Annotated in this window: 16 protein-coding genes; 5 read left to right on the top strand and 11 right to left on the bottom strand. The window is 66.7% G+C overall.

Annotation, left to right across the window (positions count from 1 at the left end; genetic code table 11):
* Nucleotides 1-72: 72 nt before the first annotated feature.
* Both ACGRVM_RS02790 and ACGRVM_RS02785 read right to left on the bottom strand, forming a co-directional pair.
* Nucleotides 73-423 carry a RidA family protein gene (locus tag ACGRVM_RS02790; protein ID WP_377168923.1) on the bottom strand — a complete coding sequence of 117 codons (351 nt, stop codon included), beginning with the start codon at nt 421-423 and terminating at the stop codon, nt 73-75.
* 92 nt (nt 424-515) lie between these two features.
* Nucleotides 516-1,751, bottom strand: a complete 1,236-nt coding sequence (locus ACGRVM_RS02785) for an acyl-CoA dehydrogenase (protein ID WP_377168925.1) — start codon at nt 1,749-1,751, stop codon at nt 516-518.
* A 104-nt stretch (nt 1,752-1,855) separates the two neighbouring features.
* Between ACGRVM_RS02785 and ACGRVM_RS02780 the strand changes: the two genes are divergently transcribed.
* On the top strand, nt 1,856-2,764 hold the full coding sequence (locus tag ACGRVM_RS02780) for a LysR family transcriptional regulator (RefSeq protein ID WP_377168927.1): 909 nt from the start codon (nt 1,856-1,858) through the stop codon (nt 2,762-2,764).
* An 8-nt stretch (nt 2,765-2,772) separates the two neighbouring features.
* Here ACGRVM_RS02780 and ACGRVM_RS02775 read toward each other — a convergent pair whose 3' ends face one another.
* From ACGRVM_RS02775 to ACGRVM_RS02765, 3 genes are read right to left on the bottom strand one after another with little or no spacing between them, the layout of a single operon-like run.
* Nucleotides 2,773-3,300 (bottom strand): gamma carbonic anhydrase family protein, encoded by a 528-nt coding sequence (locus tag ACGRVM_RS02775; protein WP_377168929.1) that lies wholly within the window; start codon nt 3,298-3,300, stop codon nt 2,773-2,775.
* A complete protein-coding gene (gene gmk / locus ACGRVM_RS02770; protein ID WP_377168931.1) occupies nt 3,297-3,938 on the bottom strand; it encodes a guanylate kinase in 642 nt (213 codons plus the stop codon). The genes ACGRVM_RS02775 and gmk overlap by 4 nt, the downstream gene beginning before the upstream one ends.
* Before the next feature lie 9 nt (nt 3,939-3,947).
* On the bottom strand, nt 3,948-4,856 hold the full coding sequence (locus ACGRVM_RS02765; RefSeq protein ID WP_377168933.1) for a YicC/YloC family endoribonuclease: 909 nt from the start codon (nt 4,854-4,856) through the stop codon (nt 3,948-3,950).
* Between the two features lie 323 nt (nt 4,857-5,179).
* On the opposite strand from ACGRVM_RS02765, the gene ACGRVM_RS02760 reads away from it, so the two are divergent.
* Nucleotides 5,180-5,839, top strand: a complete 660-nt coding sequence (locus ACGRVM_RS02760) for a PAS domain-containing protein (protein ID WP_377168935.1) — start codon at nt 5,180-5,182, stop codon at nt 5,837-5,839.
* Nucleotides 5,840-6,237: 398 nt separating this feature from the next.
* On the opposite strand, the gene ACGRVM_RS02755 is transcribed toward ACGRVM_RS02760, so the two are convergent.
* Nucleotides 6,238-7,605 (bottom strand): class II 3-deoxy-7-phosphoheptulonate synthase, encoded by a 1,368-nt coding sequence (locus ACGRVM_RS02755; protein WP_377168937.1) that lies wholly within the window; start codon nt 7,603-7,605, stop codon nt 6,238-6,240.
* A 173-nt stretch (nt 7,606-7,778) separates the two neighbouring features.
* Here ACGRVM_RS02755 and ACGRVM_RS02750 point away from each other — a divergent pair, with 173 nt between their 5' ends.
* The gene (locus ACGRVM_RS02750; RefSeq protein WP_377168939.1) at nt 7,779-8,816 is read left to right on the top strand and encodes a GlxA family transcriptional regulator; all 1,038 of its coding nucleotides are present in this window, start codon (nt 7,779-7,781) and stop codon (nt 8,814-8,816) included.
* A gap of 4 nt (nt 8,817-8,820) precedes the next feature.
* Here ACGRVM_RS02750 and ACGRVM_RS02745 read toward each other — a convergent pair whose 3' ends face one another.
* The 4 genes from ACGRVM_RS02745 to ACGRVM_RS02730 all read right to left on the bottom strand — a co-directional run bounded on the left by ACGRVM_RS02745 (nt 8,821) and on the right by ACGRVM_RS02730 (nt 13,083).
* Nucleotides 8,821-9,903, bottom strand: a complete 1,083-nt coding sequence (locus ACGRVM_RS02745; RefSeq protein WP_377170019.1) for a PQQ-dependent sugar dehydrogenase — start codon at nt 9,901-9,903, stop codon at nt 8,821-8,823.
* A gap of 72 nt (nt 9,904-9,975) precedes the next feature.
* On the bottom strand, nt 9,976-11,916 hold the full coding sequence (dxs, locus tag ACGRVM_RS02740) for a 1-deoxy-D-xylulose-5-phosphate synthase (protein ID WP_377168941.1): 1,941 nt from the start codon (nt 11,914-11,916) through the stop codon (nt 9,976-9,978).
* A gap of 55 nt (nt 11,917-11,971) precedes the next feature.
* Nucleotides 11,972-12,835 (bottom strand): polyprenyl synthetase family protein, encoded by an 864-nt coding sequence (locus tag ACGRVM_RS02735; protein WP_377170021.1) that lies wholly within the window; start codon nt 12,833-12,835, stop codon nt 11,972-11,974.
* 5 nt (nt 12,836-12,840) lie between these two features.
* The gene (locus ACGRVM_RS02730; RefSeq protein ID WP_377168943.1) at nt 12,841-13,083 is read right to left on the bottom strand and encodes an exodeoxyribonuclease VII small subunit; all 243 of its coding nucleotides are present in this window, start codon (nt 13,081-13,083) and stop codon (nt 12,841-12,843) included.
* A gap of 138 nt (nt 13,084-13,221) precedes the next feature.
* Between ACGRVM_RS02730 and ACGRVM_RS02725 the strand changes: the two genes are divergently transcribed.
* A complete protein-coding gene (locus tag ACGRVM_RS02725) occupies nt 13,222-14,193 on the top strand; it encodes an aminoglycoside phosphotransferase family protein (RefSeq protein ID WP_377168945.1) in 972 nt (323 codons plus the stop codon).
* 132 nt (nt 14,194-14,325) lie between these two features.
* Nucleotides 14,326-14,526: a hypothetical protein gene (locus ACGRVM_RS02720; protein ID WP_377168947.1), complete on the top strand. Its 201-nt coding sequence runs from the start codon at nt 14,326-14,328 to the stop codon at nt 14,524-14,526.
* Nucleotides 14,527-14,633: 107 nt separating this feature from the next.
* Here ACGRVM_RS02720 and lon read toward each other — a convergent pair whose 3' ends face one another.
* Entirely contained in the window at nt 14,634-17,045 is a 2,412-nt protein-coding gene (gene lon / locus ACGRVM_RS02715; protein ID WP_377168949.1) for an endopeptidase La, read from the bottom strand.
* Nucleotides 17,046-17,163: the final 118 nt, after the last annotated feature.

Genomic DNA, 17,163 nt, shown 5'->3' with positions numbered 1-17,163 from the left:
TGCGTAATTGGGATTAAGCCAATCGCGCAGGTTTGCACCGCGGCGGACATCCCCCGCCGCGGCGCATCATCATCACTTCTGAGCGGCGGTCACGATGAATTCGACCAAGTAGTCCGGCGTTGCCAGTTTCGCCTCGCCCGTGGCCCGCGCGGGCGTTTGGCCCTCGGGAATCCAGTCTTCCCACACGGCGTTCATCTCGGCGAAGTCCTTCATGTCGGCCATCCAGATGATCGTCTGGAGGATACGCGTCTTGTCCGACCCGGCCTCGGCCAGCAGCGCGTCGATATTCGCAAGACAGGTCTTGGTCTGTTCGCTCACGCTGTCGCCGGCATTGCCGACCTGACCGGCAAGATAGACGGTGCCGTTATGCGTGACGATCTGGCTCATGCGCGGGCCGGTATGGCTGCGGGTGATGTCGGACATTGGGAAAGCTCCTTGGGCTGATGTCACGCGGATCATTGGCCGCGAACCTGCGCGGGATCAAGGGCGGGCGCTATGCCCGCCCTGCCCGGACCTCAGAAAAACGCCTGAAGGCCCGTCTGCGCGCGCCCGAGGATCAGCGCGTGGACATCATGGGTACCCTCATAGGTGTTGACCGTCTCGAGGTTCACCATGTGGCGGATCACCTGATACTCCTCGGAGATGCCGTTGCCGCCATGCATGTCGCGCGACATGCGCGCGATATCGAGCGCCTTGCCGCAATTGTTGCGCTTGATGAGGCTGATCATTTCGGGCGCGGCGTTGGCCTCGTCCATCAGGCGCCCGACGCGCAAGGCGGCCTGAAGGCCCAGCGTGATCTCGGTCTGCATGTTGGCGAGCTTGAGCTGGAAGAGCTGCGTCTGCGCCAGCGGCTTGCGGAACTGGTGCCGGTCGAGCCCATATTGACGCGAGGCGTGCCAGCAGAACTCGGCGGCGCCCATCACGCCCCAGGCGATGCCATAGCGCGCGCGGTTGAGGCAGCCGAACGGGCCCTTGAGGCCCTCGACATGCGGCAGAAGCGCCTCCTCGCCCACTTCGACGCCCTTCATCACGATCTCGCCGGTGACCGAGGCGCGCAGGCTCTGCTTGCCCGCGATCTTGGGCGCCGAGAGGCCCTTCATGCCCTTGTCGAGAACGAAGCCGCGGATTTTCCCATCATGCGCGTCGGACTTCGCCCAGACCACGAAGACATCCGCGATGGGGCTGTTCGAGATCCACATCTTGGAGCCGGTGAGGCGATAGCCACCGTCGATCTTCTCGGCGCGCGTCTTCATGCCCGCGGGATCGCTGCCCGCATCGGGTTCGGTCAGGCCGAAACAGCCGATCCACTCGCCCGCGGCCAGTTTGGGCAGATATTTCCGGCGCTGCTCCTCGCTGCCATAGGCATAGATCGGATACATCACGAGCGAGGACTGCACGCTCATCATCGAGCGGTACCCGCTGTCGGCGCGCTCGATCTCGCGCGCGACGAGGCCGTAGCTGACATACCCCGCACCCAGCCCGCCGTATTCCTCGGGGATCGTGGTGCCAAGAAGGCCCATTTCGCCCATCTGCGGGAAAAGCTCGGGTGCGACGGCCTCCTCGGCGTAATCCTTGACGACGCGTGTCTGGAGCGTCTCCTGCGCGAAGCTGCGCGCGCTCTGCGCGATCATGCGCTCGTCTTCCTCGAGCTGGTCGTCGAGGCGGAACGGATCCTGCCAGTCGAAACCGGCGAGATCGGGCGCGTCCTTGGCCTTGATGCTAGGTCGTTCTGCGGGGGCGTCGAGGCTCATGCCATTCCCTTTCATGAGTTTTACGGGTTCTGATTGCAATATAGGCCCCGGGGCGCCAGAAGAACACCAAGTGTTTCGGAAGTTTCCATGAGGAAATGGAATAGATGACCCTGCCCCGCCGCTTTTTGCCCTCTATCGCGAGCCTGCGCGCGCTCGAGGCGCTCGACCGGCTGGGCAGCGCGACGGCCGCCGCCGAGGCGCTGGCGCTCACGCAAAGCGCGGTCAGCCGCCAGATCCAGGCGCTCGAGGAACAACTGGGCGTGGCGCTCGTGGTCAAGGCCGGGCGGCGGATGGGCCTCACGCCCGAGGCGGTGCACTACGCGGCCGAGATACGCGAGGCGCTCGCGCGGATCGCGCAGGCCTCGATGAAACTCGCGGTAAATCCCTCGGGCGGCTCGCTCAGCCTCGCCATTCTGCCGACGTTCGGAATGCGCTGGCTGATCCCGCGCCTGCCCGATTTCGCGCGCCAGCATCCCGAAGTGACGCTGAACCTGTCCACCCGGATAAAGCCATTCAACTTCGATGTAGAACCCTTTGACGCGGCGATACATTTCGGCGCCGCCGATTGGCCGGGCACGGCCTCCTTCCGGCTGAGGGGCGAGACGGTCATTGCCGTGTGCGCGCCCGAATTGATCGATGCGCAAGCGCCGCGCGACGCGCGCGACCTGCTGGACCTGCCGCTCATGCATATCGAGACGCGGCCCGATGCCTGGCGGGCGTGGCTGGCTGCGCAGGGGGTCGAGGTCGCACGGGTGCCGGGCACGGTCTACGACCAATTCGCGACCATCACGCAGGCGGCGCTTCATGGGCTGGGCGTTGCGCTCCTGCCGGAATATCTCGCGCGCGGCGATCTCGAGGCGGGGCGGCTCGTGCCGGTCTGGGGTGGTCCCGTCCCCAGCCCGGGCAGCTATTTCCTGATCTGGCCCGAGACCAAGGCGGAGGACGCCGCGCTCGCCAAGTTCCGTGAGTGGCTGGCCCTTCAGGCGGATGAAGAAGACCTTCTACCGCGCTGATCGCCAATCTAAATCGGCTTCAGGCCAGCCTTGTGCCGCCGCATCGTGCGCTGGTAATGGCGCGCGCTTTCCCGAAGCCGCTCGATGGCGGCGTCGTCGAGATCGCGGATGATCTTGCCGGGCGCACCCATGACGAGGCTGCCGTCGGGGATTTCCTTGCCTTCCGTCACCAAGGCCCCGGCCCCGATCAGGCAATCGCGCCCGATGCGCGCGCCGTTCAGCACCGTCGCGCCCATGCCGATCAGGGAATTCTCGCCGATCGTGCAGCCATGCAGCATCGCCTTGTGCCCGATGGTGCACCCCGCGCCGATGGTGAGCGGGAAGCCCATATCGGTGTGAAGAACGCAGTTTTCCTGTATGTTCGTCCCCTCGCCCACGGCGATCATCTCGTTATCGCCGCGCAGGACCGCGCCGAACCAGACCGAACTCGCCTCGCCCAAAGTCACGCGGCCCATCACATGCGCACCGGGCGCGACCCAGAAATCGCCGCTCTCCGGGGTTTCGGGCCGAATGCCGTCCAATGCGTAAAGTGTCATGCGATATCCTCGAATTCCATCTGAAGGCTGCGCACATGCTCGGTCAGTTCCGGCTGCTGGATGCGGCGCAGGCGCGCGGCGGCGATGATCTGCTTGAGCTTGGTCTCGGTCGCGTCCAGATTGTCGTTGGTCAGGACATAGTCGTATTCCGCCCAGTGGCTGATCTCGTCCCAGCTTTTCTTCATGCGCTTGGCGATCACCTCGGCGCTGTCCTGCCCGCGCGATTCGAGGCGGCGGCGCAGCTCGGCGATGGAGGGCGGCAGGATGAAGATCGACAGCGTGTGCTTGCCCAGATCCGAGTTCTGGATCTGTTGCGCGCCCTGCCAGTCGATATCAAAGAGAACGTCGCGCCCCGCGTTGATCGCAGCCTCGATCGGTCCCTTGGGCGAGCCGTAGAGATTGCCGAAGACATAGGCATGTTCGAGCATCTCGCCCTCGTTGACCTGCCGTTTGAAATCGTCGGTCTGCATGAAATAGTAGTCCTGCCCCTCGACCTCGCCCTCGCGCGGCGCGCGCGTCGTGGCCGAGACCGAAAAGAGGACATTCTCGTCCCAGGCGCGCAGCCGGCGCGACAGCGTGGACTTGCCCGCGCCCGAGGGCGAGGACAGGATGATCAAAAGGCCGCGTCTTTGCACCATGCTTAACCCTCACTCGACATTCTGGACCTGCTCGCGCAGCTGATCGACGGCGGCCTTCATCTCGAGGCCGATGGCCGTGAGCGTGCTCGAGCCGGCCTTGGAGCAAAGCGTGTTGGCTTCGCGGTTGAATTCCTGCGCGAGGAAATCGAGCTTGCGCCCCACGGGTGCACCGCTGGCCAGAAGCGCGCGCGCCGCCTCGACATGGGCGTGAAGCCGGCCGATCTCCTCGGTGATGTCGGATTTGACGGCGATGAGCGCCAGCTCCTGCGCGACGCGCGCCTCGTCCGCGCCGGGCGCGCCCTCCATCACCCGCGCGAGCGCCGCGGTGAGCGCGGCGGCGGCCTCGGGACGCCGGGCCTCGGCGGCGGTCGCGGCGGCGTCCGTGAGGCGCGCGATCTCGGCCAGATGCCCCTCGAGCAGCGCGGCGAGCGCCGCGCCTTCCTGCGCGCGCATCGTCTCGAAATCGCTCAGAACGGCGTCGAAATCGGTCAGCATGGCGGCACAGAGCGCTTCGGTATCGGCCTCGGCGCTCGTCATTTCGAGCACGCCGCGAATGCCCAGAAGATCGCCGGGACGCGCCGGGGCGAGCGAGAGGCCGCGCGCCATCGCGCGGGCCTCGACCTCGGCCACGGCATCGAGCGCGGCATCGAGCTGCGCGGCATTGACGGTCAGCCGCCCGCCCGCCTCCTCGGCCTGCACCCGGACCGAGAGCGAGACATTGCCGCGCGACAGCGCCGCCGTCAGCTTGGCGCGCAGACCGGCTTCCAGTCCCGAAATCCAGTCCGGCACGCGCAGCCGCAGATCGAGCCCCTTGCCGTTGACGCTGCGCAGCTCCCATGTCCACTCATGCCCGGGCACGCCGCCGCGCCCTGCGGCGAAGGCGGTCATCGAGCGGAGCGAGGCTTGGGGTGCGGTCATGGCGATCCCTTTGGCTGGTGTCGATCATCGAACAGCGCCCGGTCTAAGGCGCCGCCGCGCCCGAGGCAAGCCGCAGCGCGTCCTTGGTCCGCCGCGCGCGGCGCTCGGCAAAGATTAACCAGTTGAATAGGATTTTAGATAAATGCCGCCGGACCTGTGGCATGATCGATCCGAGGCGCCGCATCGACTCGGTCGAGGCGCCGGGACTGGGGGACAGACCGAACATGAGGCGCATGGCGCGCGGCGTCAGGGGGAACCGGGGGGGAACCGGGCCGTCTGCCCGGCTGTTCGGACTGCATTGCTGGTGGCTGGAGGGCCAGAGGATGAGCAAGGATCACGGCGGCAGACCATTCGGACCATCGCAGGCCCCGGCGCCGGGCGCAGGCCCGCACGGCCCTGCCCTCGCGGCGTTCGAGGCCTATTGGCGCAAGATGCGCCGTGGCGCGCTGGTGCCGCGCCGCTCCGACATCGACCCGCGCGGGATCGAGCCCTTGCTGAGCCATGCCTTCATCACCGAGCGCATCGCGCCCGGTCTCGCCCGGCTGCGCATCGCGGGCGGGCACCTGACGGACCTCATGGGCATGGAGGTGCGCGGCATGCCGATCAGCGCCTTTCTCGAACCGGGCGCGCGCGACGCGCTCGCGCATCACCTCGTCTGCCTCTTCGATCAGCCCGCCACGGTGCGGCTCACCCTCTCCAGCGCCGCCCGCCCCGGCGCGCCCGAATTGCACGGCACGCTTCTCATGATGCCCCTGCGCAGCGATCTAGGCGATATCTCGCGGGCCCTCGGCTGCCTCGTGACGACGGGCACGATCGGGCGCGGGCCGCGCCGGTTCGAGATCGCGCATGCCGAGCTGTCGCCGCTCTGCGGTGATGACAGGCCGGATGCGGCGCCGACCCTGCCGGCCGAGGAGCCTGCCGCGCCCGCCCCGGCCCCGCGCAGGCCGTCGGAGCGCCCCTACCTGCGCCTCGTCAAGAGCTGACCGGAAAACGGCCGAGCGGTGGATGCCGCCCGGCCGTGCCCTGTTGGACCATTTCTTGTCGTCAGCGCCGTGGTGGGAGGAGGATACCGTGGCGCTGCCTTTATCGTGCCGGGCGGGGCGGGAGGAGGTGCCCCGAACGGATCGTGTGGGCGAAAAGCGATGGGAGGAGGTATCGCTGGCTTCCGCCTGTCTCTCATTGAAACCATGCCTTGCTGCGATGCGGCAACCCGAATGCGCTGCAAGAGCGAGAGAAATGCTGCGTCGCCGCAAATTCGTGCCTGCGCGGAATGGTTTGCCCAATTATTGAGCAGCTTACGTCTGATTGTGCAGGTAAGCTCGGGCATGAAAAAGGCGCGCAGGGAGGCCCCGCGCGCCTTTACCCGAAGACGCCGGCAGCGTCACACCGCTTCGGCGCGGCGCTCCTCATGAAGCGAGGACAGTTCCTCCGCGACGAGAAAGGCCAGCTCGAGCGATTGCGATGCGTTGAGGCGCGGATCGCAGGCGGTGTGGTAGCGATCGCTCAGATCCTCGTCCGTCACGGCCTGCACGCCGCCGATGCATTCGGTGACGTCCTGGCCGGTCATCTCGAAATGCACGCCGCCGGGAATCGTGCCCTCGGCCTTGTGCACGGCGAAGAACTCGCGCACCTCGCGCAGGACAGCGTCAAAAGGCCGCGTCTTGTAGCCCGAGGCCGACTTGATCGTGTTGCCGTGCATCGGATCGCACACCCAGACCACGTTGGCGCCCACGTCGCGCACGGTGCGGATGAGGCGCGGCAGATGCTCGCTCACCTTGCCCGCGCCGAAACGCGCGATCAGCGTGAGGCGTCCGGCCTCGTTCGCGGGGTTCAGCTTGGCCAGAAGGAGCTTCAAATCCTCCTCGGTCATGCTGGGTCCGCATTTGAGGCCGATGGGGTTGAGCACGCCGCTGGCGAAGTTGACATGCGCGCCGTCGGGCTGGCGCGTGCGGTCGCCGATCCAGATCATGTGCCCAGACCCGGCGAGCCAGTTGCCTGAGGTGGTGTCGAGCCGCGTCAGCGCCTCTTCGTATTCCAGCAGGAGCGACTCGTGGCTGGTGTAGAAATCCACCGTCTGAAGCGCCTCGGTCGAGCCGTCGTTGATCCCGGCCGCGCGCATGAAGTCGAGCGCATCGGTGATCCGGCCCGCCATTTCGCGGAAGCGGGCGGCCTTCTCGCTTTCGGTGAACCCGAGCGTCCAGCTATGGACCTTGTTCATGTCGGCATAGCCGCCCTTGGACAAGGCGCGCAGGAAGTTCAGCGTCGCCGAGGATTGCGTATAGGCCTTGAGCATGTTGGCCGGATTGGGAACCCGCGCCTCCTTGGAGAATGCCAGCTCGTTGATGATGTCGCCGCGATAGCTCGGCAGCTCCACGCCATCCACCGTCTCGGTGGGCGCGCTGCGCGGCTTGGCGAACTGGCCGGCCATGCGGCCGACCTTCACGACGGGCACCTTGGCAGCGAAGGTCAGCACCATCGCCATTTGCAGCATCACCTTGAACGTGTCGCGGATGGCATCCGCGCTGAACTGGTTGAACGCCTCGGCGCAGTCGCCCCCTTGCAGCAGGAACGCCTCGCCGCGCGACGCCGCGCCGAGCTGCGCCTTGAGGCGCCGCGCCTCGCCCGCGAAGACCAGCGGCGGAAACTGCGCGAGCCGCGCCTCGACATCCTTCAGCGCTGCCGCATCGGTATAGTCGGGCATCTGAACGCGCGGCATCGCGCGCCAGTCGGATTTGCTCCATTCAGCCATCAGATCCACTCCGCCTTGGTCAATTCTGAGACGGCTGCATAGCAAAGGCCTCGGCGCAGCGCCACACGAATAATGCCGCGCGCATGTCAATTTCGCGCCGCATCCCTTGTCAAAAGCATCGTTTTCGTGGAACACCCGTTTAATCGAAACGCCAACCCGAGGCCGCATCGTTCATGTCCAGCGACCCGCGCAAGAGCCAGTACGGCACGGCCACCGGCCTCTCTGCCGCAAAACCCGCCAGCGCCTCCGCGGCGCCGCGGCGCTTCGTCTTCGTGCTGATCGACAATTTCACGCTGCTGAGTTTCGCCGCCGCCGTGGAATGCCTGCGCATCGCCAACCGCATGGCGGAAAAGACGATCTATGAATGGTCCGTGATCGGCGACAGCGACGACGTGATCGCCTGCTCGGCCGGCTCGCGCTTTCAGCTCGACGGGTCTTTGGGCGAGCTGAGCCGCGACGACACCGTGCTTCTCTGCGGCGGGATCGAGATCCAGCAGGCCGCGACCAAGCGCATGCTGAACTGGCTGCGCCGCGAGGCCCGGCGCGGTCTCAAGATGGGCGGGCTCTGCACCGCCTCCTATCTTCTGGCGCGCGCGGGGCTGCTCGACGGCAAGCGCGCGACGATCCACTGGGAGAACCACGACAGCTTCTCCGAGGAGTTTCCCGAGGTGAACCTAACGAAGTCGGTCTTCACCGTCGACGGCGCGCGCATGACGACGGCAGGCGGCACCTCGTCCATCGACCTCATGCTCAACATCATCGCGCAGGACCATGACGAGAAGCTGGCGAACGCGGTCGCCGATCAGCTCATCTATTCGTCGATCCGCACCGATCAGGACACGCAGCGACTGTCGGTTCCGACGCGGATCGGCGTGCGCCATCCCAAGCTGAGCCAGGTGATCCAGATGATGGAGAGTAATGTCGAGGAGCCGATCAGCCCCGCGACGCTCGCGCGCGATGCGGGCATGTCCACCCGGCAACTCGAGCGCCTCTTCCGCCGCTATCTCAGCCGCTCGCCCAAGCGCTATTACATGGAATTGCGACTCCAGAAAGCGCGCAACCTGCTGATGCAGACGGATATGACGGTCATCAACGTGGCGCTGGCCTGCGGCTTTTCCTCGCCCTCGCATTTCTCGAAATGCTACCGCGCGCATTACAACACGACGCCTTACCGCGAGCGCGGCTCGCATTCCTCGCGCCTGTCGGTCTGACCCGTCAGGGTGCCATGCGGAAGAGGGCGCCCTGACCTTCGCTCAGAAACCAGATCGCGCCGTCCGGTCCCTCGCGGATGTCCCGCAGGCGGGCCGTCTCGGGGCCTTCGAGCCGCTGAACCTCTTCCAAAGGATCGCCCGACAGGCGCGAGATGAAGCCGAACTTGAGCGATCCGGTGAAGAAATCGCCCTCCCATTCGGGCAAGAGCGCGCCGGAATAGATCATGAGGCCCGAGGGCGCGATGCTGGGGTCCCAATAGAAAGCGGGTTGCTCCATGCCGGGCTTCGCCGTCGCCTCGAAGGGCCGGCCCGAATAATGCGTGCCGTAGGAGATGACGGGCCAGCCATAATTCGCGCCCTCGGCGACGCGGTTGACCTCGTCGCCGCCCGCCGCGCCATGCTCGCTCACCCATAGAGTGCCCTGCGCGTCAAGCGCCGCGCCCTGCGGATTGCGATGCCCGTAGGACCAGATGGCGGACTGCGCGCCCTCCCGCCCGATGAAGGGATTGCCCGGCGCCGGCGCGCCCTCGCGCGTCAGGCGCAGCACGCTCCCGTTCTCGCGGCCTAAATCTTGCGCCGAGGGCCGGTCGCCCCGCTCGCCCACGGTCATGTAGATCAGCCCGTCCGTGCCTTCGACGAGACGCGAGCCGAAATGGCGCCCGCCCTGGCTGCCCTCCTCGATCTCGAAGATCACACGCCAGTCGCCGAGCGTATCGGCGCCCTCCGCCAGCGTCGCGACCGCTAGGGCCGTGCCAGCGCCGCGTCCCTGCCGGATCGAATGGGAGAAATAAAGCTGGCGGCTCTCGGCGAAATCGCGCGGGACAAGAACGTCTAGCAGGCCGCCCTGCCCGATCACCTCGATGGGGCCGACGCCGCCGATTTCGGTCTTGGGGCCGTCCGAAAGACGCCAGAGCGTGCCACCCTTCTCGGTGATGAGCACATCGCCACCCGGCAGAAACCCGAAGGACCAGGGACCGTCCAGCCCATCGGCCATGCGCGTGACGGGAATGGGGCCGCTCGGGCCATCCAGCGTTTGCCCGATGGCGGGAGAAGCGATCAAAAACGCGGCGGCGAGGGCACGAAACATCATCATGCAGTGAAAGCTAAGCCGGCATCGCCCCAAGAAAAGGCCGAATTGCGGGCCGTGCCGGTTTTCCGCCTATGCCCGCTTGCCCGCGATCTGCGCCACGCCCAGAACCTCGAGCACCTTCGCCTCGATCTGCTCGGCCCCGAGGCCCGCCACCGCATACATGTCCGCAGGACTCGCCTGGTCGATGAAGATGTCGGGTAGCACCATCGCGCGGAATTTCAGCCCGTGATCGAACACGCCCTCATCCGCCAGAAGCTGCGCCACATGGCTGCCGAAACCGCCGATCGCGCCTTCCTCGATGGTGATGAGCGCCTCGTGATCCTGCGCGAGTTTCAGGATCATGTCCCGGTCGAGCGGCTTGGCAAAGCGCGCATCGGCGATGCTGGGGGTGATGCCCCGCGCGCGCAGCGCTTCGGCGGCGCGGCGCACCTCGCCAAGGCGCGTGCCGAAGCTGAGCAGCGCGACGCGGCTGCCCTCCTCGATCATGCGCCCCTTGCCGATCTCGAGCGGCTCGCCGCGCTCGGGCATGGTCACCCCCTCGCCCTCGCCGCGCGGATAGCGGAACGCGATGGGACCCTCGTCATGCGCGGCGGCGGTGGCGACCATATGCACAAGCTCGGCCTCGTCAGCCGCGGCCATCACGACGAATCCGGGCAGATTGGCGAGGAACGCCGTGTCGAAACTGCCCGCATGGGTCGCACCATCGGCGCCCACCAGCCCCGCACGGTCGATGGCGAAGCGCACGGGAAGGCGCTGGATCGCCACGTCATGCACGACCTGGTCGTAGCCGCGTTGCAAAAAGGTCGAATAGAGCGCGCAGAAGGGCCGCAAGCCGCCCGCCGCCATCCCGGCGGAGAAGGTCACCGCGTGCTGCTCGGCGATGCCCACGTCGAAACAGCGCGACGGATAGCGCTCGGCCATGAGATCAAGGCCCGTGCCGCCCGGCATGGCCGCCGTGACCGCGACGATCCGGTCGTCACGGCTCGCATGCTCCACCAGCGCCCGCCCGAAGACCGACGTATAGCTCGGCGCGTTGCTGGGCGCCTTTTTCTGCTTGCCCGTCGCCACGTCGAATTTCGCCGTCGCATGCCCGCCGTCGTCTGCGCCCTCCGCGGGCGCATAGCCCTTGCCCTTCTTCGTCAGCACATGGATCAGCATGGGCCCCGTCGCGCGCTGGCGGACGGTGCGCAGGATCGGCAGAAGCTGGTCCATGTCATGCCCGTCGATGGGCCCGAGATACGAGAATCCAAGCTCCTCGAAGAGCGTGCCGCCCACCGCGAGGCCCTTCAGCATCTCCTTGGCGCGGCGCGCACCCTCCTGAAACGGGCCGGGCAGGAGCGAGACCGCGCCCTTCGCGGCGGCCTTCAATTCCTGAAACGGCTGCTCGGCATAGAGGCGCGAGAGGTAGGACGAGAGCGCGCCGACGGGCGGCGCGATGGACATCTCGTTGTCGTTGAGAATGACGAACATCCGCTTGCCGAGCGCGCCCGCGTTGTTCATCGCCTCGAAGGCCATGCCCGCGCTCATCGCGCCGTCGCCGATGATGGCGACGCAGTCGCCGTGGCCCGTCTCGCAGGCGCCGCCCAGATCACGCGCCACGGCATAACCGAGCGCGGCGCTGATCGAGGTGCTGGAATGAGCCGCGCCGAACGGATCGTAAGCGCTCTCGCTGCGCTTGGTGAAGCCGCTGAGACCGTCCTTCTGCCGGATGGTCTTCATCCGCTCGCGCCGGCCCGTCAGGATCTTGTGCGGATAGCTCTGATGGCTCACATCCCAGATGATCTTGTCGCGCGGCGCGTCGAACACCGCATGAAGCGCGACGGTCAACTCCACCACGCCGAGACCCGCCCCCAGATGCCCGCCGGTCTGCGAAACCGCGTGGATCGTCTCGGCCCTCAGCTCACCCGCGAGGCGCCCGAGGTCCGCGTCGCTCAGCCGCTTGAGATCGGCGGGACTCGAGACGCCATCGAGAAGCGGTGTGCGGGGTGCCGTGTCGGGTTCGGTAGTCATGGCTCTGCCCCTCCTCGGGGCGGTGATGCGCGGAAAGTCCGCGCCGGGCGGCGGATCAGCTTTTCCGCGAGATAGCGAAGCGAGCGATGCGCCGCAAGGGATCGGCGGCGCTCCCGTAACCAGATAGCGCGTCCTCGGCCTCGTCAACCAGCGCGGCGGCGCGTGCGCGCGCGCCCTCGAGGCCGAGGAGCGACACGAAGGTCGCCTTGCCCTTGGCGGCGTCCTTGCCCACCGCCTTGCCCGCCGCTTCGGCATCGCCCGTCACGTCGATCACATCGTCGTGGATCTGGAAGGCCTGCCCCATCGCGGCGGCATAGCGGATGAGCGGCGCGGGATCGGCCTCGGCCATGCGCGCGCCCGCCGCGGCGCTCCACTCGAAAAGCGCGCCCGTCTTGCCGCGCTGCAAGGCCGTGATCTGCTCGAGATTGAGCGCCGCCCCCGGCCGCTCGGCCGCCATGTCGAGCGCCTGGCCGAGGACCATGCCCTGCCCGCCCGCCGCCTGCGCGAGGCTGCGCGCCAGCCCCGCGCGCACCTCGCCGCTCCCGGCCTCGGGATGGGTGACCAGCTCGAAAGCTAGCGCCTGAAGCGCGTCGCCCGTCAGAACGGCCGTCATCTCGTCCCATTTGACATGCACAGTGGGCTGGCCGCGCCGTGCATCGTCGTCATCCATGCAGGGCAGATCGTCATGGACGAGACTATAAGCATGCAGCGCCTCGATGGCGCATGCGGGCCATATGGCCTGATGGTCGGGCACGCCGTGCAGCCGCGCGGAGGCCAGCACGAGGCAGGCGCGCAACCGCTTGCCGCCTGTCGCCGCGTGGCGCATGGCGGCGGCGATATCATGCCCACCGAAAGGCGCGAGCGCCCGGTCCAGATGCGCTTCGACCGCCGCGCGCGCGGCGTCCAGCTCGGCCTCCACCCTGCTCACACCCCGTCGACGGGGCGCAGGCCCGCAGGCTCTCCATCGCTGTCGAGCGTGATCGCGGCAACCTTCTCTTCGGCTTCTTTCAGCTTGGATTCGCAGCGTTTTTTCAAGGCGGCACCGCGCTCATAGAGGGTGATCGACTCGTCCAGCGCCACATCGCCCCTCTCGAGGCGGCCGACCACCTGCTCGAGTTCGGCCATCGCCTCTTCGAAACTCATTTCGGCAACGGGTCTATCGCTCATCTGGGGCCTCTCGCGTCTGGCATTCGGCGGGGCCGTCCCGCCGCAGCGGCGAGCATAGCCGCGCGCCCCGAGGGGTTCAACGCCCAGCCGCGCGATTGCCCGATTGACCGCGCCGCGCCCCTGCGCTTGACTGCGCCGATGAATGCCGATGCCCCCCTCGACCCGCAGCTTCGCAGCCTCGTCGCGCGCCAGTTGGAAGATGCCGCCCGCGCCGAGCCGCGCCTCGCGCGGATCGTGCCCGGCGCGCTCATCCGGCATGTGAAGCGCAAACGCATCATCCTGCGCGCCGCTCTGGACGGGCGCGCCGTCATCCTGCGCATGCATCTCGATCCGGCGGACGGCGCGGCGCGGCGCGATTGGGACGAGATGGAGCGCCTCTGGCCCTACATGTCGCAGGGCGACCTGCGCATTCCCGAACCGATCTGCGCCGCGCCCGAGGCGGGCGTGACGGTTCAGGAGGACGTGCCGGGAACCCCGCTGATGAGCCTTCTCTACAGTCTCGACGAGGCCGAGCGCGGCGCCCATCTGCCGCGCGCCGCTGCGTGGCTGCGCGCCAGCACCGCCCCGACCGAGGCCTTCGAGGCCGCGCAACCGGACCGCTGGATCGCCCGTGCCGAGCGCGCCGCCCGCCAGCAGCCCTTTGACGGATTGCAGAAGATCGAGGCGGGCATCCTCGCGCAGATGCGGCGCCTTGCGCCCGCGATCGAGGCGGCGCCCTGGCGCTGCGCGATCTGCCACGGCGATTTTCATCCCAACAACCTTATCGTCGAGGCACCGCGCGTCACGGGGATCGATCTCGGCGGCTCGCGCCGCATGCCCGTGCTCAAGGACATCGCCCGCTTCGCGATGCATATGGGCCGTCGCCGCCTGCGCCTCTCGCCCGTCAGCGTCTTCGGCGTCGACCGCGACTGCCTAGCCGAGTTCGCGCAAGGCTTTGCGCTCGATGCACACGAGCGCGGCGTGGTCCTGCCGTTCTTTCTCGGCTTCGAGGCGCTGATCCGAGTGGAGAATCTCGGCCTTCCCCCCGGCCGCATCGCCCGCGCGGCCAAGACCTATGCCGCGCTTCTGGCCGATCTGGAACGGGCCGAGGCGGAGGCGCCGCTGATCTGACGGCGCGGCGATGCTTGACGCAACGTCAGTATGCTGCAAACCTCGGAATGGGACCAAGCGCGGCGCCGCAAATGCTCGCGCTCCACATCGAAAACAAATCGCGGCAAGCGCGAACAACCTTGGGGGATTTTCATGAAAGCAACTTTTCTCGCGGCCATCGCCGCAGCGACATTCGCCGCCGCGCCCGTCATGGCCGGCAATCTTTCCGAGCCGGTCATGGAGCCTGCCGTGATCGAGGCCGAGACGGCCAGCTCGTCGACAAACCAAGCCGAGATCGTCGCGCTGTCGCTCACGGCGCTCGTGTTCATCACGGCCTTGGTCAGCGCGAACTGAGCGTCATCACATCTGATTTCCGCGCGAACTCATTTGCGTAAGCTTATGTTTTGAGATAATAAAGGGCGCCCACTAGGGCGCCCTTTCAAAGTCTCATGCGATCCAAATCAATGCGCGGTCGCGCCGGTGCTGTCCGGCCCCGCCTTGAGCGCGGCCTCTGCGGCGGCGGCCTCCTCGGCGGCCTCGTCCCACTCCACCGGCTCGGGCGCGCGGGTCAGCGCGAGGCGCAGAACATCGCGCACATGGGTGATGGGAACAATCTCGAGCCCTTCCTTCACATTGTCCGGAATCTCGCTCAGATCCTTCTCGTTCTCCTGCGGGATGAGCACCGTCTTGATCCCGCCCCGCAGCGCGGCGAGCAGCTTCTCCTTGAGGCCGCCGATGGGCAGCGCGTTGCCGCGCAGCGTCACCTCGCCGGTCATGGCGATATCCTTGCGCACCGGAATGCCCGTGAGCACCGACACGATGGAGGTCACCATCGCAAGACCCGCGCTCGGCCCGTCCTTGGGCGTCGCACCTTCGGGCACATGCACGTGGATATCCCACTTCTCGAGGCGCGGCGGCTTGATCCCGATGGCGGGCGCGACCGAGCGGACATAGGAATTCGCCGCGTCGATCGACTCCTTCATCACGTCGCCGAGCTTGCCAGTGGTTTTCATCCGGCCCTTGCCCGGCAGGCGCAGCGCTTCGATATTCAGAAGCTCCCCGCCAACGGATGTGTAGGCAAGACCCGTGACGACGCCGACCTGATCGGCCTCCTCGGCCAGTCCGAACTTGTGCTTGCGCACGCCGAGGAAGTCGCTGAGGTTTTCCGGCGTCACCGTGACGGAGGCGACCTCCTTCTTGATGATCTTGGTCACCGCCTTTCGCGCGACCTTCGCGATCTCGCGCTCGAGGTTCCGCACGCCCGCCTCGCGGGTATAGTAGCGGATGATATCCGTCAGCGCCGCATCGGTCAGCTCGAACTCGCCCTTCTTGAGGCCGTGGTTCTTGACCTGTTTCGACAGCAGGTGCTGCTTGGCGATCTCGCGCTTTTCGTCCTCGGTATAGCCGGCCAGCGGGATGATCTCCATGCGGTCCATCAGCGGGCCGGGCATGTTGTAGCTGTTCGACGTGGTCAGGAACATCACGTTCGAGAGGTCGTATTCCACCTCGAGATAGTGGTCGACGAAGGTCCCGTTCTGCTCGGGGTCGAGCACCTCGAGCATGGCCGAGGCCGGATCGCCGCGGAAGTCCTGCCCCATCTTGTCGATCTCGTCGAGAAGGATGAGCGGGTTCGTCGTCTTGGCCTTTTTCAGCGCCTGAATGATCTTGCCCGGCATGGAGCCGATATAGGTCCGGCGGTGGCCGCGGATCTCGCTTTCGTCGCGCACGCCGCCAAGGCTGATGCGGATGAACTCCCGCCCGGTCGCCTTGGCGACCGACTTGCCGAGCGAGGTCTTGCCCACGCCCGGAGGTCCAACGAGGCACATGATCGGGCCCTTCAGCTTCTTCGAGCGCTGCTGGACGGCCAGATACTCGACGATGCGCTCCTTGACCTTCTCGAGACCATAGTGATCGTCATCGAGGATCTGCTCGGCGCGGCCAAGATCCTTTTTCACGCGGCTCTTCACGCCCCACGGGATCGACAGCATCCAGTCGAGATAGTTGCGCACGACGGTCGCCTCGGCGCTCATCGGGCTCATGTTCTTGAGCTTCTTCAGCTCACCCTCGGCCTTCTCGCGCGCCTCCTTGCTGAGCTTGGTCTCGCCGATGCGCTTTTCGAGCTCGGCGACTTCGCCCTCGCCATCCTCGCCGTCGCCCAGCTCCTTCTGAATGGCCTTCATCTGCTCATTCAGATAATATTCGCGCTGGGTGCGCTCCATCTGGCTCTTGACGCGCGTCTTGATCTTCTTCTCGACCTGAAGAACGCTCATCTCGCCCTGCATCAGGCCGTAGACCTTCTCCAGCCGCTCGCTGACCGAAAGCGTCTCCAGAAGCTCCTGCTTCTGCTGCACCTCGATCCCGAGATGGCCGGCGACAAGATCGGCGAGGCGCGCGGGATCACCCGCTTCGGCCACGGCTGTCAGCGCCTCTTCGGGCACGTTCTTCTTTACCTTGGAATAGCGCTCGAACTCGTTCGTGACGGAGCGCAGCAGCGCCTCGATCGTCGTGGCGTCGCCCGGCATCTCGGTCAGATACTCGGCGCGGGCCTCGAAGAAATCCGCGTTGTCGAGATATTCGGTGATGCGCACCCGCGCCACGCCCTCGACCAGCACCTTGACGGTGCCGTCGGGCAGTTTCAGCAGTTGCAGCACGTTGGCCAGCACGCCGGCCTTGTAGATGCCCTTGGCGTCCGGATCGTCGACGCTCGGGTCGATCTGGCTCGACAACAGGATCTGCTTGTCGTCCGACATGACCTCCTCGAGCGCGCGCACGGATTTCTCCCGGCCCACGAAAAGCGGCACGATCATGTGCGGGAACACCACGATATCGCGCAGCGGCAGCACCGGGTAGGAGGAGTTGAGAGGCTCTTTCATGCTCTTTCCTTATGCATCGGCCCGAATTCTCTCCGAACCTTTATTGGCAAGAGGGTCAGGCCCCGCCCGGCGGCGGCCATGCCCTCTCCGTCTGGGAGTTGATTTGGGGCGGTCCCCC

The organism is Roseovarius aquimarinus (genome assembly GCF_043661195.1).
In the GTDB taxonomy this organism is placed as follows: domain Bacteria; phylum Pseudomonadota; class Alphaproteobacteria; order Rhodobacterales; family Rhodobacteraceae; genus Roseovarius; species Roseovarius aquimarinus.
The sequence above is the reverse complement of the archived record's forward strand: the minus strand, read 5'-3'. Positions and strand labels throughout refer to the sequence as shown.

Coding starts and splice junctions, on each gene's coding strand:
- ACGRVM_RS02790 (WP_377168923.1), bottom strand. CDS start 423: ATGTCCGACATCACCCGCAGCCATACCGGCCCGCGCATGAGCCAGATC.
- ACGRVM_RS02785 (WP_377168925.1), bottom strand. CDS start 1,751: ATGAGCCTCGACGCCCCCGCAGAACGACCTAGCATCAAGGCCAAGGAC.
- ACGRVM_RS02780 (WP_377168927.1), top strand. CDS start 1,856: ATGACCCTGCCCCGCCGCTTTTTGCCCTCTATCGCGAGCCTGCGCGCG.
- ACGRVM_RS02775 (WP_377168929.1), bottom strand. CDS start 3,300: ATGACACTTTACGCATTGGACGGCATTCGGCCCGAAACCCCGGAGAGC.
- gmk (WP_377168931.1), bottom strand. CDS start 3,938: ATGGTGCAAAGACGCGGCCTTTTGATCATCCTGTCCTCGCCCTCGGGC.
- ACGRVM_RS02765 (WP_377168933.1), bottom strand. CDS start 4,856: ATGACCGCACCCCAAGCCTCGCTCCGCTCGATGACCGCCTTCGCCGCA.
- ACGRVM_RS02760 (WP_377168935.1), top strand. CDS start 5,180: ATGAGCAAGGATCACGGCGGCAGACCATTCGGACCATCGCAGGCCCCG.
- ACGRVM_RS02755 (WP_377168937.1), bottom strand. CDS start 7,605: ATGGCTGAATGGAGCAAATCCGACTGGCGCGCGATGCCGCGCGTTCAG.
- ACGRVM_RS02750 (WP_377168939.1), top strand. CDS start 7,779: ATGTCCAGCGACCCGCGCAAGAGCCAGTACGGCACGGCCACCGGCCTC.
- ACGRVM_RS02745 (WP_377170019.1), bottom strand. CDS start 9,903: ATGTTTCGTGCCCTCGCCGCCGCGTTTTTGATCGCTTCTCCCGCCATC.
- dxs (WP_377168941.1), bottom strand. CDS start 11,916: ATGACTACCGAACCCGACACGGCACCCCGCACACCGCTTCTCGATGGC.
- ACGRVM_RS02730 (WP_377168943.1), bottom strand. CDS start 13,083: ATGAGCGATAGACCCGTTGCCGAAATGAGTTTCGAAGAGGCGATGGCC.
- ACGRVM_RS02725 (WP_377168945.1), top strand. CDS start 13,222: ATGAATGCCGATGCCCCCCTCGACCCGCAGCTTCGCAGCCTCGTCGCG.
- ACGRVM_RS02720 (WP_377168947.1), top strand. CDS start 14,326: ATGAAAGCAACTTTTCTCGCGGCCATCGCCGCAGCGACATTCGCCGCC.
- lon (WP_377168949.1), bottom strand. CDS start 17,045: ATGAAAGAGCCTCTCAACTCCTCCTACCCGGTGCTGCCGCTGCGCGAT.